A 23223-nucleotide genomic window follows, 5' to 3' on the forward strand; every position below is an offset into this window, starting at 1 on the left:
TAATGAGGAAAAGCTAAGACGATTTAATGACTGCAAAATAACCAGCGCGCATAGAAACATCAAATCATTTTCGCTATTCCTTAAAGAAAAAAGAGGTTCATTATGTTGTCATAATGAACCTCTAGAATAGTCAGATTTTAAATTTTAGATCAAGACTTTTCGTTCAGAAGATGACGGAATATGTAACGATTCACGATACTTTGCCACTGTCCGACGCGCTACATCAATTCCATCGTCCTTTAACAGATTGGCAATTGCGTTATCAGACAAAGGCTTACGTGCATTCTCTTCAGCAATCAATTTTTTAATCTTGGCGCGAATTGCAGTTGAAGATGCTTCACCGCCTGACGTAGTCCCCACATGGCTTGAAAAGAAATATTTCAACTCGAACAAGCCGCGTGGCGTCAGCATATATTTGTTGGTGGTCACCCGAGAAACGGTCGACTCATGCAATTCAACTTCTTCTGCAATATCCCGAAGTACCAAAGGCTTCATCCCTTCAGCACCAATTTCTAAAAATGCACGCTGATGTTCAATGATACACGTCGCCACTTTCAGTAAAGTTTTATGGCGTTCATCGACACTTTTAATAAAGTTCTTCGCATCCAACATTTGATTACGTAAGTACTGATTATCTTCACTTTGATCAGCACGCTTAATCATATTGGCATAAAACGAGTTCACACGAAGTTTTGGCATCACATCAGGATTTAAAGCCACTTGCCATTGTTCGTTTTTCTTCATTACTACGACATCAGGAATTTGATAATCTGAGTCTTTATCTTCAAACTCAAGCCCTGGATGCGCTTTTAGCGTTTTCAATAAATCAACCGCGCACTTGAGCTGCTCTTGATTTAAACCCGTTTGTTTAATCAGTTTCGCTAGTTCATTGCTGATCAATAGTTCATAGTTTTTCAGCAGATTCATAGCATCATTTCGACACGCGGTCTGCATCGGCAAGGCTTCCAACTGTACCATTAAGCACTCTGCAAGATTCCGCGCCCCAACGCCAAGTGGGTCTAAACGCTGAATATGCTTGAGCACCACAACCACTTCGTCATCTTCGACTTCGTCGTCATAGTCCATGCTTGTTAAAAGATGTTGAACTGAAGTCGTTATTTCTGAAATATCACTGTCTAAAAAACCTTTATCGTCCAAAGAGTCAATAATGCAATAAGCAATCAACATATCTACTTGCGAAAAATGCAACAGATTAATTTGCTCCAACATATGCTCTTTTAAGCCCAAATGACCTTGGCGATTATCTTCTCGTTCTTCAAATTCTGCTGCGCCCAAACTGGTCGGTTGATGCGTATAGACATCATCCCAGTCGGTATCGACTGGTAAATCATCGGGTAAATGGTCGGCGTTGAGTTCGTTGGTCAAATCTTTCTTATCCTGTTCTTGTTCTTGCACACTGGATAAGCTTTCGATAGATGACTGTTCTTCTACTTTTTCTAAGAGCGGGTTGCTGTCGAGTTGAATCTGAATTTCCTGTTCAAGTTCAAGGCTCGATAATTGAAGCAATCGAATAGCTTGTTGTAATTGGGGGGTTAGCGACAAAGAGTTCGAAACTTTCAATCCAACCGATAACTTCATAAAACCCTACTCGTCAATACAACTATTTTTAAAGCACGCTTTATAAGCAATTTTTGTGCCGTTTATTTTTTATAGCATAGAAAATTCAAAAAACCTACATTTTTTGAGCAGATTGTTTTTTCATTTCCTACATAGTTTTAGACTTTATGGATGTTCTTAGTGCATATCAATTATTGAAAAGGATCATTAATACCTTCACACAGACTAAAGTTACACGAAACACTACATCGGCTGCTTTCACTTACTTACAAGAGTCCGTTAAATCAAAACATCTGAATCATTCTGCTTTGTTAGGCTAAAGCATAGACATTTTTTAGGGGGTTTATATGACTCAAAAAGTATTGTTCATAACCTCAAATGTAGGCGTAGAACATGATGAGCTAATTCAGCCTCTCCATTTTCTACAGTCCAAAGGCATAGAATGCATTCATGCCGCGATTGAAGCTAGCGAAGTTCGAACTGTTAAAATGGACTCAGAATCGGCAGCAAGCTATCCTCCAGACGTCGATTTGGATCATGTTCATTATGACGACTACGACTTGCTGATTATCCCCGGCGGTACAGTTAATACTGATTTATTACGCCAACATCCCAAAGCGCTCGAAATTATCCAAAGTTTTAGCAACCAAGCCAAACCGATAGCTGTGATTTGTCATGCACCTTTAGTTTTGATTAAAGCTGAACAGATTAAAACTAAGCATCTGACTTCGCATAAGAATATAAGACTCGATCTGGAAAATGCAGGTGCTATGTGGGTCGATGAGGCCGTTCACACATGTTATGCAAGTGGCTGGACACTCATCAGTTCACGCAATCCAGAAGACCTTCCCGCTTTTAATAAAGCAATATTGAAAGAACTTGAATCCAATTCGTCCGTTTAAGACTCCATAAAACAAAAAGAGCCTGATATTGAGCAGGCTCTTTTATTCATTTTTAAAAGTTACAGACTTTTTAAATATTCAATAATTTCTACTTGTTCTGCCATTTCAGCCAGTTGAAGCGCTGTGTATTCACCTTTGTAGTCGACATTCGCACCTTTTTCAACCAGTAGTTTCACTACATCTAGATAGCCATTTTCAGTCGCCGCTTGAAGTGCGCTATAGCCTTCATCATCTGTCGAGTTCACATCTACACCATTGGCGAGACTTTTTTCTACTTCAGCGAGTTCACCTAAAGATGCCCAATACACCAGTTCAGGTAAATGCAGTTCATCATCGTTTTCAGGAATTGGGGAGAATGAGTTGAGTTTCATAATAAGTTACCTAATTAAATCGAATTTCAGACCAAAGTGTAATCCTGATAACTGTTCAGATAACTCTTTTAGAACTTCATGAATCTCACTTAACACTTCATTATCGCTTACGTATGATTCGATGATTTCATCGTTCCCATTATGAACAAGTAAGAAAATCTTAGATTTTGATTCACTTTTCAACTCTTTTGGAGTTTTTCCTTTAACAAGATTACATTTTTTAAAAGTAGATTTTTGATAATCTAAATTTTTATCCATACTAATAGGATATCTAAACATAGTTGAATTACTATCATATTCTTCTAGTTTATTAGGGTCTGTTGACATTTACTGTTCATAATTAACCCTATAAAGGTAGCCATAAAAATATACAGGCTAAAGCAACAGAACTTTGATAATTTCTTTTGAGCTTGTCATATCGAGTAGCTATTTCTCTAAATTGCTTTAATCTACAAAACATATTTTCAACTAAATGCCTGATTTTATATAAATACCAGTCCATATGGTCATTGTTGATTGGCTATTTGTTTTCTTTGGTATATTCGCTTTAGTCCCTGTTTTCCTGATCTGTTCACGCAGTGGTTCTGAATCATAGCCTTTATCTGCACATACCACTTTTGTCTCTTTTAAATCTAATGTTGATATTAAATCAGGTGCAACTTTAACATCATGTGTGGTTCCATCGGTAATCATGAAATCAATAGGATTGCCATGTGCATCAACAATCAAATGTATTTTTGAGGAGTTTCCTCCTACACTTTTAGAAATAGATTGATTCGCTATGCCGGCAGAATGTTGATGAGCACGTACATGAGAGCCATCAATAAAAATCCACTCCATATCGGGGCATGAGGCTAGTAATTTGAATAATCTAAGTAACTTACCGCTGCTTGACCAACGATTAAAACGTTTGAAAATAGAGTTTGAATGACCAAAACAAGAAGGAATATCTCGCCACGGACAGCCTGTTCTAATTCTATAGAGAATAGCTTCAATAAAATTGCGTAAATTTGAGTTGTGGTGAATGGATAAATTACGCAGAATAACTTTCAACTTTTGCCAGTGTTGATCTGTCAGCATGGTACGAGGCATAGCGAATAGTAAAATTGGGTTTGGCGATTTGATTTTACTACTTCGCTATTTTTTAAGCTAAAAGTGTCAACACACCCTAATTAACCCGAATCGCGGATAAGAAATTGACTTGAAAAATAAAGGAACTAGAGCCATCAGTTGAGTTACCACACTAAACTTAAAGCTCTAGTCCTGATGTTCAATAGTACCGAATTATTCTGCGTAATCGATGATTTCTTTCTTAAATTTGAAGCAACTTATTGGAAATTTCTCAAACAATGTCGTCATTCTGTAAAAATTCGACCAGCCCAATTGAGTATCTCAGAAATCAATTTTATCGCCATTTGGTATAAGTGTTCTCATATCAACAATTTCAAAGCATTCTTTTCATGGTTGAAACAGGATAAAAATCATTTATAGGACTTACGCATTGACGGATTCAAAAAAGTATTAAAATACTTTATAAAGTATCTGTGATCAGACGAATTAAAAATGCTTCTACAGCAACTTGTACACTACCCATTTATATGGGCTTTCTCATGACAGAACCGAACTCTATTAGCTGCACACAACTTGCCGAGACTTATAACATCTCGCATGATAGTGTAAATCGCTTTCTAGAGCGTGAAGACTACACACCTCACGACCTATATCAAGAAGCAATTCAACATATTGATAATAATAAACTTATAGTCAGTATTGATGATACTGTTTTAGATAAACCGTATAGTCAGCATATGGACTTGGTTAGCTATTTTTGGTCAGGCAAACACCACCGATCCGTCAAGGGTATTAATCTCATTACCTTGTATGCGACAGATCAAAATGGTCAAAATATTCCAATTCATTTCCGAATTTATGACAAATCTGAAGGTAAAACCAAGAATGATTACTTTATGGATATGTTAAGTGAAGTACTTAGTTGGGGTGCAAAGATTCAATTTATTACAGGTGATAGTTGGTATTCATCGACTGGAAATCTAAAAACCATAAGAAAACATGGTATTCGATTTATGTTTGGTATCGACTGTAACCGTAAGGTTTCCCCTGAAAAAGGACAATGGTTTCAACTGCGTTTATTGCCAAATTTCCATCAGGGTCAAGTGGTCTGGCTCAAAGATTTTGGCTTTGTACAATTATTTAAGACTCAGTTAAAAGAACAGCAGAGGTTTTATATTGTGCATCAAGATGAAGATGATTTATTGTCCTTTGAGGGTTTTCATGAATTACATTCAAGTCATTGGAAAATAGAGCAATATCACCGGGTGATTAAACAGGTTTGTCATATTGAAAAGTTTCAAGTAAGACGATCTAAACTGATTTTGAATCATATTTTTTCAGCCTTGATGGCCTACGTCGAGATACAAAAGAACCAGTTTGAGCGGATCTTTGAAAATGTATATCGTTGGCAGAAGAAATTATTTAGACCAATGATCAAAAACTTCATTGATGACTTTATTCTCGATAAAAATCATCTGCTACCACAGAGAATCTATAAATAATAGTGCGTAAGTCCTAATTTATTTAAAAATTTACCCTGCTACCAACGGATGATTCATCTCATCAATATGCATCAATTGGCACTACATGCTTTACATGCCGCCTTAATGAAAGGCCAACACAGCTAATATTTATGGATTGATTCAACTACTTTACCTGTCTGTAAAAATCAACGGATTCAACGCCATAAATCATTAGCCAAAATTGCATCACGTGGTAAAAGCTCGATGGGCTGGTTTTATGGCTGTAAATTACATATCGCGATGAATCAATTGGGGGAAATCACTTGTTCTGCTTTATCTAATGGACATGTGTCTGACATAAAAATGGTTTAGCATTTAGTTGATGTTGATGGTTTAGAAGCAAGGCTTTATGCGGATCGTGGCTATATCAGCCAAGAGTTAAAAAGCAGATTAAAAAGTCAAGGTATTGATTTGATTACCTATCATCGAAAGAATATGCAGTCTGTTCAACTCTGTACATCAGATGAATATCACTTAAAACAGCGCAATAAAATAGAAACGTTATTCAGCTTATTGAAAGGTCAATACAATTTAGTGACGAGTAAAGCACGGAGTATTCATGGATTTCTAAGTGGGATTTACGCATCGTTATGCGCATATCAATTAACCCAACGAAATAAGCCAAAAATTCAAATTATGGAATCATTAGCTTAAACAGGATTCGGGTTAATTAATATAGGTATTTCTTCAGGAATGTCAAACCATTTACATCCTGTTCTACTATATATAGAATCACGGTTATTTTCTAAAATAATTAAAAAATTTTCAAATAAAGTTCTAATTGAATGGACATTAAATATTTTTTCTCTTTACCATTTTCAACTAATTTTGGGAAATCATCATTTCCAGTTTTTGATTTTTTAAGACTGATCTCATATATGAAAGAGGGCGAATTCAAACATGAGGTGCGACAGTTTCAAAAGCCTTATGATAATCAACAAGCTGAGCAAATTTCTCTAATGGTGTAAGCCAATCTAACGCTTTTCTAGGGCGAGTATTCAGTGACATGGCAACTTGATTTAAATAATGCTGATCTGCCTGGTTTAAATCAATCCCTTTAGGTAAATATTGCCTAATTAAACCATTCATATTTTCGCATGTGCCTTTCTGCCATGGCGAATGTGGGTCACAGAAATATACATCTATGCCTAAATCTTCTTCGAGGATTTTATGTTCTGACATCTCACGTCCACGGTCATAGGTCAATGTTTTACGCAGTTCTGCGGGTAAATATTTCAGAGCTTCAGTTAAAGCCTTGCGCACTGATTCTGCCTTTGCATCAGGTAATGTTGCCAAGATACAGAGCCGTGTTTTTCGTTCAATAAGTGTTGCTATCGAACTTTTATTGTCTTTACCTTTAATTAAATCGGCTTCCCAATGACCCGGTATTTTTCTTTCTTGAACTTCGGTTGGGCGCTCATGAATAGTTTTAATATCCTGTAATATAGAATCTTTTTTAGGTTCACCGTTAGCTTTTCGCTTTTTATTTTCATGTCGCAGACAGGATAGTAAGTCTTTTTTCAGCTCACCCTTTGGTAATGCTCGTATCGTTGAATAAATCGTTGTATGGCTTACATTCATTGTTTGATCCAAATCAGGAAATCTCTTTAAACGCTTTGCTATTTGCTGAGGAGACCATAAACAACGGATCGCTTCAACAATAAATTTCCAGAGGATTGAATCGATTTTGAGTTTTATGTGACCACGTCTACGTCTAGCGAAGGTGTTATCAGAAGCATATTGAGCTTGATAAACGTCATTGATGCTATTTCTTTTAAGCTCACGATAGATCGTACTAGGATGTCTTTTAATGAGTTCAGCAAATTTTCTGGCTGAAAAGCCTTCTTTTCTTGACTCAAGCATTAATGCAGTACGATCTTCAAAGTTAAGATGATGGTATGACAATTTTATATACTCCATAAACTCTTTAAATTAATTAGGTGGTTTATGTCGCACTTCAAGTTTTACTCTGCCGAGCTTTGTTGCACAAACCTATCTGTAAAGGGTTTTTCAGCGATATAATTTTCAAATGAAGAAGCCTACACACAAAATCTACCGCACAACCAATTGGCCCGCATATAACCGAGCACTCATGAGTCGCGGAAATATTGCCATTTGGTTTGATCCTGCTACGCAATGGTATGCGCCATCAAAAGGCAAACAAGGGCGAAATCAAACCTACTCCGACGCAGCCATCCAATGCTGCTTAATGATTAAATCCTTATTCCGTCTGTCTTTACGTATGGTCACTGGCTTTGTGCAAAGTCTGATTAAACTTTGCGGATTAAATTGGATAGCTCCAGATTACACCACGCTTTGTAGAAGACAAAAGCATATTGATATTGTAATCAGCTACCAAAAAAGTAGCGATGGGCTGCATCTACTCATGGACTCTACAGGCATGAAGTTTCTAGGTGAGGGCGAATGGAAACGCAAGAAACATGGACCTGAATATCGTCGCCAATGGCGTAAACTTCATATTGGTATAGATGCTAAAACCCTACAAATACGAGCAGTTCAGCTTACAACCAATAATGTCAGTGATTCACAGGTGCTTGGTGATTTACTTAATCAGATTCCACAAGATGAGCGGATTGACTCTGTTTATACCGATGGAGCTTATGACACCAAGCAATGCCGTCAGGTCATTGCAGATCGGCAAGGGCATGCGGTGATTCCACCTAGAAAAAATGCGAAACCATGGAAAGATACAAAGAGTAGCTCGCTAGAGCGAAATGAATTACTTCGAACAATTAAACGTTTAGGCAGGACACTATGGAAAAAATGGTCAGGCTATCATCGGCGAAGTTTGGTTGAAACTAAGATGCATTGCATCAAATTATTAGGAGATAAACTCAGCGCAAGGAGTTTTGATAGCCAAGTGAATGAAATCCATGCACGTGTAGCAGTCCTTAACAGATTTACGGAATTAGGTCGACCACTTACCCAAGTTACGCCTTAAATTTAGCTCAATTAGGGGCGCTTTGCATTTCAAATCTTTGTGCAACAAAGCCCCTATGAGCTATTGTTGCATTGCACTTTAACTAGCGCCCTTCAGTTTTTATAATGTGCTAATCCAGCCCAAACAGAAGTCATTCACCAAAGTAATTTGGTGTTATATTCACACAATTTATAGTGATATAAAAATTCAACATTAGTCTAAATAAATGATTTAATTCGCATTAAAAATAAATAAAACCAACCATTAACACTTGTCTTTCTGATATGAAATAAAATAATAATTACCAATAAAGGCCTAATTTAAATTAGATAAAAATATAGTATTTAGTTGATAGTAAAAATTAACTGATAGTAAAAAAGAAAAATAAGTATAGAAAGGTTCATTTAAATAATAATTATGACTATTTAGGATGTTTTATTTAATTACGATAAATCTCAATTAGACGATTGATTCATTTATTATTTAATATTTTCCGCATAAAAAAATCCCCCTATCTCATTTGAGTTAGGGGGATTTAGAATTAATGAGCTGGCGATGACTTACTCTCACATGGATAACTCCACACTACCATCAGCGCTAAGAGGTTTCACTTCTGAGTTCGGGAAGGGATCAGGTGGTTCACTCTTGCTATTGTCGCCAGCACAACTGTTTATGACTATTCGTTGGGTCTAACCTCAGAGCAGTGCTCTTCGTGCCTAACTTTCATCAAATGAGTTATTAACAGGTATATTTGAGTTGGATATTTTATCTAGCTTTATAACTAAATCAAGTTGTTTGCAGTGATTTGAACCACAACACCAACTGTTTGGGTGTTGTATAGTCAAGCCTCACGAGCAATTAGTATTGGTCAGCTTCACATATCACTATGCTTCCACATCCAACCTATCAACGTCGTAGTCTTCAACGGCTCTTTAGAGGACATAAAGTCCTAGGGAAATCTTATCTTGAGGTAGGCTTCCCGCTTAGATGCTTTCAGCGGTTATCCCTTCCGAACATAGCTACCCGGCGATGCGACTGGCGTCACAACCGGTACACCAGAGGTTCGTCCACTCTGGTCCTCTCGTACTAGGAGCAGATCCTCTCAAATTTCCAACGCCCACGGTAGATAGGGACCGAACTGTCTCACGACGTTCTAAACCCAGCTCGCGTACCTCTTTAAATGGCGAACAGCCATACCCTTGGGACCTGCTTCAGCCCCAGGATGAGATGAGCCGACATCGAGGTGCCAAACACCGCCGTCGATATGAACTCTTGGGCGGTATCAGCCTGTTATCCCCAGAGTACCTTTTATCCGTTGAGCGATGGCCCTTCCATACAGAACCACCGGATCACTAAGACCTACTTTCGTACCTGCTCGACTTGTGGGTCTCGCAGTTAAGCGCGCTTTTGCCTTTATACTCTACGCGTGATTTCCGACCACGCTGAGCGCACCTTCGTACTCCTCCGTTACTCTTTAGGAGGAGACCGCCCCAGTCAAACTACCCACCAGACATGGTCCTCGTCCCGGATAACGGGACAGAGTTAGAACCTCAATATTACCAGGGTGGTATTTCAAGATTGGCTCCACCGAAACTAGCGTCTCGGTTTCAAAGCCTCCCACCTATCCTACACAAGTAAGATCAAAGTTCAATGTCAAGCTGCAGTAAAGGTTCACGGGGTCTTTCCGTCTAGCCGCGGGTACACCGCATCTTCACGGCGAATTCGATTTCACTGAGTCTCTGCTGGAGACAGCGCCCCCATCATTATGCCATTCGTGCAGGTCGGAACTTACCCGACAAGGAATTTCGCTACCTTAGGACCGTTATAGTTACGGCCGCCGTTTACTGGGGCTTCGATCAAGAGCTTCGCTTACGCTAACCCCATCAATTAACCTTCCAGCACCGGGCAGGCATCACACCCTATACGTCCACTTTCGTGTTTGCAGAGTGCTATGTTTTTAATAAACAGTTGCAGGGGCCTGGTTTCTGTGGCTGCCAATAGCTCAAGGAGTAAATCCTATCACCGTCGGCAGCGTACCTTCTCCCGAAGTTACGGTACCATTTTGCCTAGTTCCTTCAGCAGAGTTCTCTCAAGCGCTTTGGTCTACTCGACCTGACCACCTGTGTCGGTTTCGGGTACGATTCCTATGTAACTGAAGCTTAGAGACTTTTCCTGGAAGCATGGTATCAGCCACTTCACTGTACAAGTACAGCTTGCTATCAGTTCTCAGCATACAGTACCCCGGATTTGCCTAAGATACATGCCTACAACCTTCCACCTGGACAACCAACGCCAGGCTGACTTAACCTTCTCCGTCCTCTCATCGCATTACATAGAAGTATTGGAATATTAACCAATTTCCCATCGACTACGCCTCTCGGCCTCGCCTTAGGGGTCGACTCACCCAGCCCCGATTAACGTTGGACTGGAACCCTTGGTCTTTCAGCGTGCGAGTTTTTCACTCGCATTGTCGTTACTCACGTCAGCATTCGCACTTCTGATACCTCCAGCATACTTCTCAATACACCTTCATCGGCTTACAGAACGCTCCCCTACCACTTGCAATAAATTGCAAATCCGCAGCTTCGGCATATAGTTTTAGCCCCGTTACATCTTCCGCGCAGGCCGACTCGACTAGTGAGCTATTACGCTTTCTTTAAAGGGTGGCTGCTTCTAAGCCAACCTCCTAGCTGTCTATGCCTTCCCACATCGTTTCCCACTTAACTATAATTTTGGGGCCTTAGCTGGCGGTCTGGATTGTTTTCCTCTTGACTACGGACGTTAGCACCCGCAGTCTGTCTCCCGGATAGTACTCATTGGTATTCGGAGTTTGCATCGGTTTGGTAAGTCGGGATGACCCCCTAGCCGAAACAGTGCTCTACCCCCAATGGTATTCGTCCGAGGCGCTACCTAAATAGCTTTCGGGGAGAACCAGCTATCACCGAGTTTGATTAGCCTTTCACCCCTATCCACAAGTCATCCCCTGGCTTTTCAACGACAGTGGGTTCGGTCCTCCAGTTAGTGTTACCCAACCTTCAACCTGCTCATGGATAGATCACCCGGTTTCGGGTCTACACCCAGCAACTAAACGCCCTATTAAGACTCGATTTCTCTACGGCTCCCCTATGCGGTTAACCTTGCTACTGAATGTAAGTCGCTGACCCATTATACAAAAGGTACGCAGTCACCGAACAAGTCGGCTCCCACTGCTTGTATGCATGCGGTTTCAGGATCTATTTCACTCCCCTCACAGGGGTTCTTTTCGCCTTTCCCTCACGGTACTGGTTCACTATCGGTCAGTCAGGAGTATTTAGCCTTGGAGGATGGTCCCCCCATATTCAGACAAGGTTTCACGTGCCCCGCCCTACTCGACATCATCATATAAGCCCTTTCGTGTACAGGACTATCACCCACTATGGTTGCACTTCCCAGAGCATTCCACTAGAACTTATATGACTTAATGGGCTTTTCCCCGTTCGCTCGCCGCTACTGAGGGAATCTCAATTGATTTCTTTTCCTAAGGGTACTGAGATGTTTCACTTCCCCTCGTTCGCCTCGTATGACTATGTATTCATCATACGATACCTGCCTTATGACAGGTGGGTTTCCCCATTCAGAAATCTCCGGATCACAGGATATTTGCCGCCTCCCCGGAGCTTATCGCAGGCTATTACGTCTTTCATCGCCTCTGACTGCCAAGGCATCCACCACATGCACTTAATTACTTGACTATACAACCCCAAACAGTCGTTAATCCCTACAAGTAGGATTAAGACAGTCTATGATGATTTCTCATCACTTCCTTACAGTTTGTTGTTCTGTGTACTTAAACACTGTACAGCTTCAATTCAATTCACATACCAAAACGCTTGATTCAGTTAATTTCGCTAGTAACTCATTTCTTCAATCTTCATCAATCAGTAATAAATCACTGTTAATGTCGATCTTAAAAACGAGTATGAACAAATTATTTCAACTCAAATATATTCTGTTAATGATTTTTCCAGCCTTCGTCAGGTCAGGAAACTGTGATAAATCACAGAAGTTAATAAGCTTCAACTTACTAAATTCTATAATCCAACCTATCTGCGCGAAGCATAGCTTCTTGCTTAAATTTCAAGGAAAAGCATGCTTTTCTTGTCTTGAAATTTGGTGGAGACTAGGAGAGTCGAACTCCTGACCTCCTGCGTGCAAAGCAGGCGCTCTACCAACTAAGCTAAGTCCCCAGCTTATCAATAAGTCAATGTTTCTGTTTTCTGTATTCAGCATTTAACAATGCTTGTTAGTCAGATTTGGTGGGTCTGACAAGACTTGAACTTGTGACCCCACGCTTATCAAGCGTGTGCTCTAACCAACTGAGCTACAGACCCTCAGATACATCGTCATGAAGAACAACTTGTTGTGGATTCTTACCAATCGTCAATCTTTCGTTAAGGAGGTGATCCAGCCGCAGGTTCCCCTACGGCTACCTTGTTACGACTTCACCCCAGTCATCGGCCACACCGTGGTAAGCGTCCTCCTTGCGGTTAGACTACCTACTTCTGGTGCAACAAATTCCCATGGTGTGACGGGCGGTGTGTACAAGGCCCGGGAACGTATTCACCGCGGCATTCTGATCCGCGATTACTAGCGATTCCGACTTCATGGAGTCGAGTTGCAGACTCCAATCCGGACTACGATCGGCTTTTTGAGATTAGCATCCTATCGCTAGGTAGCAACCCTTTGTACCGACCATTGTAGCACGTGTGTAGCCCTGGTCGTAAGGGCCATGATGACTTGACGTCGTCCCCGCCTTCCTCCAGTTTGTCACTGGCAGTATCCTTAAAGTTCCCGGCTTAACCCGCTGGCAAATAAGGAAAAGGGTTGCGCTCGTTGCGGGACTTAACCCAACATCTCACGACACGAGCTGACGACAGCCATGCAGCACCTGTATGTAAGTTCCCGAAGGCACCAATCCATCTCTGGAAAGTTCTTACTATGTCAAGACCAGGTAAGGTTCTTCGCGTTGCATCGAATTAAACCACATGCTCCACCGCTTGTGCGGGCCCCCGTCAATTCATTTGAGTTTTAGTCTTGCGACCGTACTCCCCAGGCGGTCTACTTATCGCGTTAGCTGCGCCACTAAAGCCTCAAAGGCCCCAACGGCTAGTAGACATCGTTTACGGCATGGACTACCAGGGTATCTAATCCTGTTTGCTCCCCATGCTTTCGTACCTCAGCGTCAGTATTAGGCCAGATGGCTGCCTTCGCCATCGGTATTCCTCCAGATCTCTACGCATTTCACCGCTACACCTGGAATTCTACCATCCTCTCCCATACTCTAGCTTCCCAGTATCGAATGCAATTCCTAAGTTAAGCTCAGGGATTTCACATCCGACTTAAAAAGCCGCCTACGCACGCTTTACGCCCAGTAAATCCGATTAACGCTCGCACCCTCTGTATTACCGCGGCTGCTGGCACAGAGTTAGCCGGTGCTTATTCTGCGAGTAACGTCCACTATCCTAGAGTATTAATCCAAGTAGCCTCCTCCTCGCTTAAAGTGCTTTACAACCAAAAGGCCTTCTTCACACACGCGGCATGGCTGGATCAGGCTTTCGCCCATTGTCCAATATTCCCCACTGCTGCCTCCCGTAGGAGTCTGGGCCGTGTCTCAGTCCCAGTGTGGCGGATCATCCTCTCAGACCCGCTACAGATCGTCGCCTTGGTAGGCCTTTACCCCACCAACTAGCTAATCTGACTTAGGCTCATCTATTAGCGCAAGGTCCGAAGATCCCCTGCTTTCCCCCGTAGGGCGTATGCGGTATTAGCATTCCTTTCGGAATGTTGTCCCCCACTAATAGGCAGATTCCTAAGCATTACTCACCCGTCCGCCGCTAGGTAATGTAGCAAGCTACATCACCCCGCTCGACTTGCATGTGTTAAGCCTGCCGCCAGCGTTCAATCTGAGCCATGATCAAACTCTTCAGTTAAAAATCATTAGTAGCTTATGGCTACAAATCTTGGCTCATCAATTTTCTGACAAATATTTCTCAAATAAACTTCGAGTAATTTTTACCTTCAATCAATGAAATATTTTCGATCGATCAATCAGTAAAAATCCACACAAGTTGTTCTTCATAATCTCTTAATGATCTTCTTGCTGATTCGTCACCAGCAAGCTAGGTCGGCTATACTACTCTCTTTCAAGAGAAAGTCAACTGGTTTTGTTAATTATTTTTAAACCTATTCAAGACTTCCAGATTCTACCGCTTGGGCTAAATCCTTGTTTCTCAACAAGTTTTAATCAACATCACCGCCGATGGATGTGCATTCTACAGTATTTCCAAACCAACACAACCCCCTTTATTCAATTTTTTATAAAAAAACTTCCACTTGTTTATTTATTCAGCAAAATGGCGTTTTTTTACTAACATTTCTTAAAATTTGATTTAACAATGAGCAATAAAGAGCTGTTAAGATAGTTAAAACATTATTTTTTTAATTCACCTGCTGATTATAAAGTTCCGGAACTCTTTTATATGCAACACATTCGCCACTTATGTGCTGGTCTACTCTTTGTAGGCTTTACAACATTTGCATTTGCTGAAGATGTAGCGCCTGCGGCTGCCAGCGAAATAGATACCAGTGCTGATCCGCAAACAGCTCAATCTTCTTCGCTTAAAGAATTAAAGAATATTAAAGCAAAAGATTTAAAAGTAGATGCCAATGCAGCACAACCTGATAATGTAAAAGATCCACTTCAGCCTTTAAATAGACAAATTTTTGCCGTCAATGATGCTTTAGACCGTGCGATCGTTCGCCCAATTGCGGTGGAATATAAAGAAAAGATCCCGTCTCCGATTCGTGACTCTTATAGTGGCTTCCGTAAAAACCTCGGTGAACCTTGGAATGCGGTGAACCAACTTATACAAGGTCGTCCCGGCCGTGCCGCAAAAACTTTAGGTCGATTTACCATTAATACGGTAACTACTTTAGGTTTTGCAGATCCTGCTTCGCGCTTGGGTTTAGAAACTGAAGATGAAAACTTTGGTACGACTCTCGGCTATTGGGGTGTTCCATCTGGCCCATATCTCGTGCTTCCTATTTTTGGACCCAGTACTTTCCGTGATGGTTTTGGCTTAGTGGTCGATGGCTATGCACGCCCACAAAGATACATTCTAGAAGATGAAGAAGGCCTATATTGGGCTGAACAGACTCTACGTGGTATTGATGTGCGATCGCAACTGATTGATATTGAGGGTGCGATTCAAGGCGACAAATATTCCTCAATTCGTGATATTTATTTACAACGTAAAAACTTCATTATTGCTGAGAAAAAAGGCCAAGAAGCGGAAGGGATGTTTATTGATGATGTCGGTGATGATGATTCTTCTAGCTCTCCATCAACCAATGAATCGCATCAAATGTTAGATACGGAATAACAATGTATTGCAGCTAGAGTTGAATTTTTTTTCTCTAGCTGTAATTTGCTTGTTATAGTAAAGCAATAGCTTAATGCTAAGGATAAGCCATTTTTTTTATGTATTTCATTCAACCTTCTCGCCATATTCCATATTTAGAACAGGTGCTAGACACACTACCAAGTGTGCAAATGATTCGCATAGAAGACATTGATCTTTATGACCCGACTATTATTGCTATTGCCGATATCCAAGATTATTTAGATTATAAATGGACACTGCCTACCATTGTTCTTGCCTTTGAAAATGAAGGTAGTGCTTTAGCCCAAGCTTGGGAACTCGGTGCTTTAGCAGGTTGGATGTGGAATAAGCTGCCCAGTAACCCACAGCAATCCTTACTCAAAATTGATGCGCAATATAAGCGTAATCAAGACAGTCGCGATCTGCCTTCCGCAGCAGAGTTACAAAAGCGACTTTTACCAAACCCGATAGAACTCCAAAACTACACCGTCGAAACGTTTTTTCAGCCTTCTGCTTATTTGTCTGGGGACTGGTTTGATTATTGGAAAATTAGCGATAAAGAAGTGATGTTCTATTTGGCTGATGTATCTGGTCATGGGGTCACCAGTAGCTTATTAACCTCTTGGATGGCGGCTTTTCATGGTCGTGCCAAAACTCCGCGTGGGTTAATTAAGAAACTCAATGGCATGTTGGTTCAAGAGAATATTGAAAAGCACATCACCATGATTGCAGGGATTTTAAACCTCGAAACCCATCAACTTCGCTGGTCGAGTGCAGGACATTACCCCCCCGCAATTATCTTTGAGCCAAATCAAGCTCCTAAAATATTACATACCAGTAGTTTTCCTTTAGGCCTTACTGAAGAGCTGGAAGTTGAAGAGCATGAATGTGTACTCAACCGTCATGCCCGCTTCATTATTTGTTCAGATGGTGCACTCGAACCCTTCAATGGGGGACTGAATGATCAGTTCACACAATTGATGTATCATTTGCAAAATCAATCCTTTGAAGCACCAGAACATGTTGCAGACGATATTGCTATATTAAGTTTACGTCGAATGAATTAATCAAATTATCAATAACTTATTACAATATCCTATCTTCTAAGACTGTTAGATACTTGAGTAAGTATTTGCCCTATGGGATAATTTCCTATCCTTCTCTGCAAATGGCATTTATATGTCAACAGGTCATGTTGAATATGCAAGCTTGAATGGAACGCATATTTTTAAGCTTATTGGCGAAGTGCGTGCCCAATCTTGTATCAGTCTAGACAAACTTTTAAACCGTATTGAACAACAGTCAAATGTTGTTGGTGCAATCGTAGATTTAACCCAAACTACATTCATCGACAGCACTGTGTTAGGCATTTTGGCAAAGTTAGGCTTAAAGCTTAAACAGATCCATAATATCCAAGCTGTCATGTTGTCCACCAACTCTGATATCACTACCTTAGCCAACAGTATGGGGCTAGGGCAGGTTTTTGTGATTTTAAACTACTGTGGCGATCCAAATGTTTGTACCCTCGAACTGATGGAAGAGCACATTACACATCGTAATATGCTAAACACCGTACTAGATGCACATAAAACTTTGATGGAACTGAATCAAAATAATCAAAATATGTTTGAACCTTTGGTCAAACAGTTGCAAAAAGAACAAGACAACCTCGATCAAGTGTCACAGCAACAAAACGCATAACAACAAATTTTGTAGGCCCATTTATGACTTTACTTTCTGTTGTACAGATGAACTCTCAAAATGACATCCAAGCAAACTTCCTTGTCATTGAGTCTCTCATTCAACAAAGTAAAGCAAATGGTGCTGAACTTATTGTGTTCCCCGAAAACTTCGTTTGTTTTGCCGCAGGCAAACAACGTGAGATCGCAGCACAGTTTGAAGACATTCAAAAGCGTTTAGAAAATCTTGCTCATCAATATCAGATCTGGATCGTCGCGGGTACTCTCCCATGCCCGTTCCGTCCAGATGGTTCTGTTATTGAGGATGGTCGTGTTCGTACAGTCAGTCTTTGCATTAGCCCTGAACGTACTGAAGCACGTTATGACAAAATTCATTTGTTTGACGTACAAGTTGGCGATGCTGTGGGTGGCTACCAAGAATCGAAGTTTTTTGAACCTGGTACAGATGTCGTTGTGGCAAAAACGCCTTTTGGTAATATTGGCTTGATGGTTTGCTATGACTTACGCTTTCCTGAACTGGCTTTAACTTTACGCGCGCGTGGTGCAAATATTTTGACTGCTCCTGCTGCATTTACCTACACTACGGGGCAAATGCACTGGCAGTTATTATTACAAGCCCGTGCGATGGATAGCCAAAGCATCGTGTTAGGCGCAGCGCAACAAGGTTGGCATGGTGAAAAGAGACAAACTTGGGGACATGCAGCAGCAACCAATAGCCGTGGTCAAGTTTTGGATTTAATTCTTAACCCGGGTGCACAGTTGATTACTGTACCTTTTGACTTGGCAGAACAAGCTCAAATCCGTGAAAGCATGCCGTTAATGCAACACCGAAAATTAGTGCAATTTTAATCACGCTGCGATCGTTTAAGACAAGGTTATTCTTCGCACAAAAACTTCATATTGATTCACTACTGCTCTTTCATGGAGTAGCTCTAGCTCTCATAAAATACATGACTCTATTTATCTTTAAAATTAATAGTAGCTCGAATCACTCTCTGTTTTCATTCACATCGATAAGCCCCGATTGCGAATGTTAAAAAACAATAATAGGATTCTATACCATTGATTTTTAATTAACTAAACCCTCAATTTAAACGCAAGCATACTCTGTATAAATTTACAAAAACACTGCTTATTCTTTCTGCAATTTAGGACAGGATAAGAACTCAAATACAATATTCAGGGAATCACAATGTCTTTAGAAAAAGTAGTTTATACAGCACATGCTAAAGCGACAGGTGGCCGTGATGGTCGCGCAACCTCTTCTGATGGAATTTTAGATGTAAAACTCACTGTTCCTAAAGAAATGGGCGGCGCAGGTGGTGGAACGAACCCTGAACAGCTTTTTGCCGCAGGTTATTCTGCATGTTTTCTAGGTGCAATGAAGTTTGTTGCTAACCGTGACCAATTAAAAATTACACCGGATGTTTATATCGAAGGTGATGTAGGTATTGGCCCTATTCCAACAGGTTTTGGTATTCAAGTCACCTTGAACATTCATTTAGAAGGTTTAGAGCAAGCAGAAGCGCAAAAATTAGTGGATGCAGCACATATTGTTTGCCCTTATTCAAATGCAACGCGTGGCAATATTGATGTGACGTTGAATGTAATTGTTTAAGTCATCTCTTCTATCCTAAAGTCATAGCTTTGGGATAGAGATTTCATAACTTACAAGGATTTGGAAATATCTTTTTAAATTTCTTTTGATCATCGATTTCATCTGCCAGCAAAATCAAATTTCCTTTTTGATCAAAATAAGAAGTGCCTTGGAACACAGTGTATTGGGCAATATCAAAAATAGGGACATTTTGAAAAATAGGGTGCTGAGTACTGATCAAAGTATGTCTTTTTTTCGAATTTAATTGGCGAGCTGTGATTTTATTGTGTTTAGAATCAGTTTCAATTAAACAATTACTCTTCGTATCAATAGCGATAAATTCTTGAGTCGCATCATCTTCTTGTTTATTTCTCGATAGAAAACTATGAGCCTGACATGGGCTACCACATGACATTTGAACATGATAATAACTTTGATTTAAACGCTCAATGTTTGGTGATTTCATACCGCCATAAACTTTTTCCTTCTTGCCATTGGTATTTCTAATGACATCACATGACCACTCCATTTCATCATGGCATTTTTTATAAACATTAAAAGTTTTATCTTTTGCAAAACTGAGAGGAGTAAAAAATACCATACCACTCAACACACCAAACAAGGCTAAGGATTTATTCATCATTATAAAGTTCTTTATTTTCATTCTAAAAGTAAAACGGACGCTGCCATACAAACACATCAGGTAATTTCAGGATAATACAACTACACGCATAACCCGTATCTACTAGTCGATATTCATTACTCTGCCGCTTCATTGGTCACACGCAATACTTCTTCCAGTGTGGTTTTCCCTGCCAACACTTTACGTAAACCATCATCACGAATAGAGCCAGAGTTTTGTCGTGCATAACTTTCTAAGTCATATTCAGCGGCATTGCCATGAACTAAACGGCGCATCTGATCGTCCACAGCGACAATTTCATAAATCGCCGTCCGCCCCATAAAACCCGTATGTGAACAACGTTCACAGCCATTCGGTTGAGGTAACTGAAGTTCTGCTTTTGGATTCAAATGCTGAAACAGTTGTGTTTCAAAAGTATCGGCTTCATGCCATGTCACACAGTGACTACATAAGGTTCGCACTAAACGCTGTGCAATGACACCAATCAAAGAACTCGACAGCAAAAATGGCTCAATGCCCATATCTTTTAAGCGGGTCACCGCACCAATGGCCGTATTGGTATGCAGTGTAGATAAAACCAAATGCCCTGTGAGCGATGCTTGTACCGCAATTTCAGCCGTTTCCAAGTCACGGATTTCACCCACCATGACTACATCTGGGTCTTGACGCAGCATGGCTTTTAAGGCTCTCGCAAAAGTCATATCGACTTTGGTGTTGACTTGCGTCTGTCCAATCCCTTCCAATTGATATTCAATCGGGTCTTCTGCGGTCAAAATATTTTTCGAACCATCATTGAGGTCCGAAAGTGCCGCATAAAGCGTTGTAGTTTTACCCGAACCTGTCGGCCCTGTGACCAAAATAATCCCGTGTGGACGATGCACCAATTGAGTCAAGCGTTCATAGTCAGGTTTCAATAAGCCCAAATGAGTCATGTTCAAACGACCGGCTTGTTTATCTAATAAACGCATCACCACACGTTCGCCATGTGATGAGGGTAAAGTCGAAACACGCACATCGACTTCACGCCCAGCTAAACGCAGTGAAATACGCCCATCTTGCGGAATCCGTTTTTCCGCAATATCCAGTTTTGCCATGACTTTAATACGAGACACCAACAGCGGTGCTAGTTCACGGCGTGGTTGCACAATTTCACGTAATTGCCCATCGACACGTAAACGCACCGATAGTTTCTTTTCAAAGGCTTCAATATGAATATCAGATGCGCCAACACGAATGGCTTCAGACAATAACGCATTAATCAAACGAACAATTGGAGCATCATCTTCTTGATCCATCAGATCTTCAGCTTCAGGCACTTGGTCGGCTAAACTAAGTAAATCGGGATGATCTTCTAAACCTGCGGCCACTTGTTGTGATTCACCACTGTCCCCTGCATAGCTACTGCTTAAAAGCTGGTGAAATTCTTCATCACTACACAGTTGATGTTGTGCTGCCACACCTAAAAAACGACGTGCCTCTTGCAAAGCCAACAACGGCGTACTTTCACGGCGCACAATAAAGGCTTGATCGCCTTCGTAACGCAACAGCACGCCATGACGCTTCGCAAAACTATAGGGAATTTGTAATTGTTTAAGCACTTGCATCTTAAAATTATAATAATGATGAAAAATATTATTTTGAGTGTACTCTAAGCATATGACAGCGTGAAGTCTGTTTTTCACTGATTTGCAATATAAGGAAATGTGCTGTTGCCTAATATGAATGAACTGTTTGAATCGGATAGCCCCAATTTAAAATGGTGGGGGGAATACAACTTTGAGTTGAATCAAGCTCGTGCGTGGCAGTTCGGCTCATTACTTTTTCGCCTCACCCGCGGTCTACAAGAATGGCGTTTAGAGTTTCATCGTCCTCAAGTTCAATATGACTATGAGCAAAAATGGCATGCGATAGAGGACCCACATTTCGCCTTTCCACAACCCGTTGAAATTAAACGTTACATGTTTAAAAACACCCATCATACGATTCAGCTGATGCCACGTTTGGCCGATCGTTCAGTGGTGATTAAACCTGTCGATCCGATTTATATTCCAGCGGGTCAGCGCGGGACGCTGTATATCAGCACTCCATTATGGATTTCGGGTTTTATTCAAGGTCAGCGCGATCCCCTATTTGATATTCCTGTGATTTTACCCAAAGAAACTTGGTTTGGGCCAAACCACCGTACAGGTGAAATTGCCTACGCTACGGCTGTCGATGGTCGAACTGAATTGCATCAACTCAAACCACGTGCATTTCGTGCAGTGACGCCCATTGAGTTCCACAACACCAGCCATTTACAACTGCGTTTTGACCGCATGAACGTACCTGTTTCAGCCCTGCCTTTATTTTATAGTGAAAGTACGGATCGACTTTGGACATCGCAAATTAAAGTCTTACATGAAGGCGCCGATCGGCCACCGCGAATCCGTATCGAGAACCGTACGCCTCCGCATGCAGGCAAAGTGATTTATGTACATCCACCTCGCTCTTCGGCGAGCGCATTATTTAATATGTTTGATTCATTCTTCTAAGGGGGACAGATGCCAAACTCAAATATTCCCCAAGAAATTACCAGTAGCCTAAAAGGCATTTTTACCAACATCAATACAGAACGATTAACGGAAATCTTAATTGCCTTAGTGCTGTGTTTTGTTGGTTTTCTCTTGGCACGTCTGGTTTCAAATACCTTTATCCGAACCATTGGCACCAAGTTTAACGCCCACCAACGGCTGGTCTGGCGACGCGGTATTTTTTACTTTATTTTCCTAATTTTTGTGATGGCCAGCCTCAAAGAGGCTGGTTTTAAACTGAGTGTGTTTTTAGGCGCAGCAGGTATTTTGACGGTTGCTTTGGGTTTTGCCTCACAAACCTCTGCATCCAACTTAATCAGTGGATTGTTCCTAATTGGTGAAGGTTCTTTTGAAATTGGCGACACCATTTCAATCACCCTTATTCGTGGCAATACCATTGAAGGTGAAGTCATTTCAATTGACCTCCTCTCGGTTAAGCTACTCACTCAGGACAACATTTATGTACGACTGCCGAATGAACAACTGATTCGAGCGCCTGTTCACAACCTCTCTAAGTTTCCAATACGGCGTATTCCCATCACCCTAGCGATTAACTTTCATGAGAACATCATTAAAGTACGTGAAGTGCTGATTGATGTGGCTAATAAATATCCTTTGGTGCTTGCAGACCCTAAACCTGCCGTCACCGTCACCGCCTTTCGTGAGTCTTCGATTGAGTTACTGTTTGCCGTGTGGTGTCAGCAAGAACACTTTTTGCAAGTGCGTGATGAAATGCAGGAACGTATTCGTAATGGTTTCTTAGATAACCAAATCGAAATTCCTGTGCCGAAAATGGGTTTTGTCGATCATCCGCTTTCGCGTCCATTATCCAATGAAGAAATTGATCAATATGCCAATGCGCAAGCCTTGAAACGAGAACCGAATATCAAATAAATAGCCTCAGCT

General features: G+C 41.0%; 16 protein-coding genes, 2 tRNA genes, 3 rRNA genes and 3 pseudogenes. 12 read left to right on the plus strand and 12 right to left on the minus strand.

Annotated elements, in window-relative coordinates:
• Positions 1 to 144 precede the first annotated feature (144 nt).
• On the minus strand, positions 145 to 1599 hold the full coding sequence (locus AC4CU2_RS13870) for an RNA polymerase factor sigma-54 (RefSeq protein WP_005400217.1): 1455 nt from the start codon (positions 1597 to 1599) through the stop codon (positions 145 to 147).
• A 326-nt stretch (positions 1600 to 1925) separates the two neighbouring features.
• Here AC4CU2_RS13870 and AC4CU2_RS13875 point away from each other — a divergent pair, with 326 nt between their 5' ends.
• Positions 1926 to 2480, plus strand: coding sequence for a protease (locus tag AC4CU2_RS13875; RefSeq protein ID WP_005400218.1), 555 nt, complete (start codon positions 1926 to 1928; stop codon positions 2478 to 2480).
• A 59-nt stretch (positions 2481 to 2539) separates the two neighbouring features.
• Here AC4CU2_RS13875 and AC4CU2_RS13880 read toward each other — a convergent pair whose 3' ends face one another.
• The 3 genes and pseudogenes from AC4CU2_RS13880 to AC4CU2_RS13890 all read right to left on the minus strand — a co-directional run bounded on the left by AC4CU2_RS13880 (position 2540) and on the right by AC4CU2_RS13890 (position 3943).
• Positions 2540 to 2851: an ankyrin repeat domain-containing protein gene (locus AC4CU2_RS13880; RefSeq protein WP_005400219.1), complete on the minus strand. Its 312-nt coding sequence runs from the start codon at positions 2849 to 2851 to the stop codon at positions 2540 to 2542.
• Positions 2852 to 2857: 6 nt separating this feature from the next.
• Complete coding sequence (locus AC4CU2_RS13885) at positions 2858 to 3178, minus strand: hypothetical protein (RefSeq protein WP_279045224.1); 321 nt, start codon at positions 3176 to 3178, stop codon at positions 2858 to 2860.
• Positions 3179 to 3943: pseudogene (locus tag AC4CU2_RS13890) on the minus strand (IS5-like element ISAba31 family transposase).
• Between the two features lie 174 nt (positions 3944 to 4117).
• Between AC4CU2_RS13890 and AC4CU2_RS13895 the strand changes: the two are divergent.
• The 3 genes and pseudogenes from AC4CU2_RS13895 to AC4CU2_RS13905 form a co-directional block, all read left to right on the plus strand.
• Positions 4118 to 4339 (plus strand): annotated as a pseudogene (locus tag AC4CU2_RS13895) (IS982 family transposase); the annotation flags it as partial.
• A gap of 56 nt (positions 4340 to 4395) precedes the next feature.
• A complete protein-coding gene (locus AC4CU2_RS13900; protein ID WP_490768969.1) occupies positions 4396 to 5424 on the plus strand; it encodes an IS701 family transposase in 1029 nt (342 codons plus the stop codon).
• Between the two features lie 15 nt (positions 5425 to 5439).
• A pseudogene (locus tag AC4CU2_RS13905) lies at positions 5440 to 6099 on the plus strand (IS982 family transposase); the annotation flags it as partial.
• A 240-nt stretch (positions 6100 to 6339) separates the two neighbouring features.
• Here AC4CU2_RS13905 and AC4CU2_RS13910 read toward each other — a convergent pair.
• Positions 6340 to 7365, minus strand: a complete 1026-nt coding sequence (locus tag AC4CU2_RS13910; RefSeq protein WP_490768283.1) for an IS30-like element ISAba125 family transposase — start codon at positions 7363 to 7365, stop codon at positions 6340 to 6342.
• Positions 7366 to 7474: 109 nt separating this feature from the next.
• On the opposite strand from AC4CU2_RS13910, the gene AC4CU2_RS13915 reads away from it, so the two are divergent.
• Positions 7475 to 8407: an IS5 family transposase gene (locus AC4CU2_RS13915; RefSeq protein ID WP_081405714.1), complete on the plus strand. Its 933-nt coding sequence runs from the start codon at positions 7475 to 7477 to the stop codon at positions 8405 to 8407.
• A 526-nt stretch (positions 8408 to 8933) separates the two neighbouring features.
• On the opposite strand, the gene rrf is transcribed toward AC4CU2_RS13915, so the two are convergent.
• The 5 genes from rrf to AC4CU2_RS13940 form a co-directional block, all read right to left on the minus strand.
• Positions 8934 to 9048 (minus strand): 5S ribosomal RNA (gene rrf / locus AC4CU2_RS13920).
• Positions 9049 to 9223: 175 nt separating this feature from the next.
• Positions 9224 to 12117: ribosomal RNA gene (locus AC4CU2_RS13925) — 23S ribosomal RNA — on the minus strand.
• Between the two features lie 419 nt (positions 12118 to 12536).
• Positions 12537 to 12612: transfer RNA gene (locus tag AC4CU2_RS13930), tRNA-Ala, on the minus strand.
• A gap of 67 nt (positions 12613 to 12679) precedes the next feature.
• Positions 12680 to 12756 (minus strand) — tRNA-Ile (locus AC4CU2_RS13935).
• Positions 12757 to 12817: 61 nt separating this feature from the next.
• Positions 12818 to 14355: ribosomal RNA gene (locus AC4CU2_RS13940) — 16S ribosomal RNA — on the minus strand.
• The 16S, 23S and 5S rRNA genes sit together here with 2 tRNA genes alongside, the layout of an rRNA operon.
• A 549-nt stretch (positions 14356 to 14904) precedes the next feature.
• Between AC4CU2_RS13940 and AC4CU2_RS13945 the strand changes: the two genes are divergently transcribed.
• The 5 genes from AC4CU2_RS13945 (at position 14905) to AC4CU2_RS13965 (ending at position 19125) form a co-directional block, all read left to right on the plus strand.
• A complete protein-coding gene (locus AC4CU2_RS13945; protein WP_005400727.1) occupies positions 14905 to 15807 on the plus strand; it encodes an MlaA family lipoprotein in 903 nt (300 codons plus the stop codon).
• A gap of 98 nt (positions 15808 to 15905) precedes the next feature.
• Positions 15906 to 16874 carry an RsbU family protein phosphatase GigA gene (gene gigA / locus AC4CU2_RS13950; protein ID WP_005400728.1) on the plus strand — a complete coding sequence of 323 codons (969 nt, stop codon included), beginning with the start codon at positions 15906 to 15908 and terminating at the stop codon, positions 16872 to 16874.
• A gap of 112 nt (positions 16875 to 16986) precedes the next feature.
• Positions 16987 to 17508 (plus strand): anti-anti-sigma factor GigB, encoded by a 522-nt coding sequence (gene gigB, locus AC4CU2_RS13955; RefSeq protein ID WP_005400729.1) that lies wholly within the window; start codon positions 16987 to 16989, stop codon positions 17506 to 17508.
• Between the two features lie 23 nt (positions 17509 to 17531).
• Positions 17532 to 18356: a carbon-nitrogen hydrolase family protein gene (locus tag AC4CU2_RS13960; RefSeq protein WP_005400730.1), complete on the plus strand. Its 825-nt coding sequence runs from the start codon at positions 17532 to 17534 to the stop codon at positions 18354 to 18356.
• A 343-nt stretch (positions 18357 to 18699) separates the two neighbouring features.
• Positions 18700 to 19125 (plus strand): organic hydroperoxide resistance protein, encoded by a 426-nt coding sequence (locus AC4CU2_RS13965; RefSeq protein WP_005400731.1) that lies wholly within the window; start codon positions 18700 to 18702, stop codon positions 19123 to 19125.
• Positions 19126 to 19168: 43 nt separating this feature from the next.
• On the opposite strand, the gene AC4CU2_RS13970 is transcribed toward AC4CU2_RS13965, so the two are convergent.
• Together AC4CU2_RS13970 and gspE are read right to left on the minus strand one after the other, a co-directional pair.
• Positions 19169 to 19747 carry a hypothetical protein gene (locus tag AC4CU2_RS13970; RefSeq protein WP_005400732.1) on the minus strand — a complete coding sequence of 193 codons (579 nt, stop codon included), beginning with the start codon at positions 19745 to 19747 and terminating at the stop codon, positions 19169 to 19171.
• Positions 19748 to 19863: 116 nt separating this feature from the next.
• Positions 19864 to 21351: a type II secretion system ATPase GspE gene (gene gspE / locus AC4CU2_RS13975; RefSeq protein ID WP_005400733.1), complete on the minus strand. Its 1488-nt coding sequence runs from the start codon at positions 21349 to 21351 to the stop codon at positions 19864 to 19866.
• A 114-nt stretch (positions 21352 to 21465) separates the two neighbouring features.
• Between gspE and AC4CU2_RS13980 the strand changes: the two genes are divergently transcribed.
• Both AC4CU2_RS13980 and AC4CU2_RS13985 read left to right on the plus strand, forming a co-directional pair.
• Entirely contained in the window at positions 21466 to 22278 is an 813-nt protein-coding gene (locus tag AC4CU2_RS13980) for a DUF432 domain-containing protein (protein ID WP_078388703.1), read from the plus strand.
• 9 nt (positions 22279 to 22287) lie between these two features.
• Positions 22288 to 23211: a mechanosensitive ion channel family protein gene (locus tag AC4CU2_RS13985; RefSeq protein ID WP_004692251.1), complete on the plus strand. Its 924-nt coding sequence runs from the start codon at positions 22288 to 22290 to the stop codon at positions 23209 to 23211.
• Positions 23212 to 23223: the final 12 nt, after the last annotated feature.

It is taken from the genome of Acinetobacter sp. 797_lipA, assembly GCF_058243025.1.

Bases quoted from the DNA above. Each gene is read 5' to 3' on its own strand.
- AC4CU2_RS13870 (WP_005400217.1), bottom strand. From the start codon at position 1,599: ATGAAGTTATCGGTTGGATTGAAAGTTTCGAACTCTTTGTCGCTAACC.
- AC4CU2_RS13875 (WP_005400218.1), top strand. From the start codon at position 1,926: ATGACTCAAAAAGTATTGTTCATAACCTCAAATGTAGGCGTAGAACAT.
- AC4CU2_RS13880 (WP_005400219.1), bottom strand. From the start codon at position 2,851: ATGAAACTCAACTCATTCTCCCCAATTCCTGAAAACGATGATGAACTG.
- AC4CU2_RS13885 (WP_279045224.1), bottom strand. From the start codon at position 3,178: ATGTCAACAGACCCTAATAAACTAGAAGAATATGATAGTAATTCAACT.
- AC4CU2_RS13910 (WP_490768283.1), bottom strand. From the start codon at position 7,365: ATGGAGTATATAAAATTGTCATACCATCATCTTAACTTTGAAGATCGT.
- AC4CU2_RS13915 (WP_081405714.1), top strand. From the start codon at position 7,475: ATGAAGAAGCCTACACACAAAATCTACCGCACAACCAATTGGCCCGCA.
- AC4CU2_RS13945 (WP_005400727.1), top strand. From the start codon at position 14,905: ATGCAACACATTCGCCACTTATGTGCTGGTCTACTCTTTGTAGGCTTT.
- gigA (WP_005400728.1), top strand. From the start codon at position 15,906: ATGTATTTCATTCAACCTTCTCGCCATATTCCATATTTAGAACAGGTG.
- gigB (WP_005400729.1), top strand. From the start codon at position 16,987: ATGTCAACAGGTCATGTTGAATATGCAAGCTTGAATGGAACGCATATT.
- AC4CU2_RS13960 (WP_005400730.1), top strand. From the start codon at position 17,532: ATGACTTTACTTTCTGTTGTACAGATGAACTCTCAAAATGACATCCAA.
- AC4CU2_RS13965 (WP_005400731.1), top strand. From the start codon at position 18,700: ATGTCTTTAGAAAAAGTAGTTTATACAGCACATGCTAAAGCGACAGGT.
- AC4CU2_RS13970 (WP_005400732.1), bottom strand. From the start codon at position 19,747: ATGATGAATAAATCCTTAGCCTTGTTTGGTGTGTTGAGTGGTATGGTA.
- gspE (WP_005400733.1), bottom strand. From the start codon at position 21,351: ATGCAAGTGCTTAAACAATTACAAATTCCCTATAGTTTTGCGAAGCGT.
- AC4CU2_RS13980 (WP_078388703.1), top strand. From the start codon at position 21,466: ATGAATGAACTGTTTGAATCGGATAGCCCCAATTTAAAATGGTGGGGG.
- AC4CU2_RS13985 (WP_004692251.1), top strand. From the start codon at position 22,288: ATGCCAAACTCAAATATTCCCCAAGAAATTACCAGTAGCCTAAAAGGC.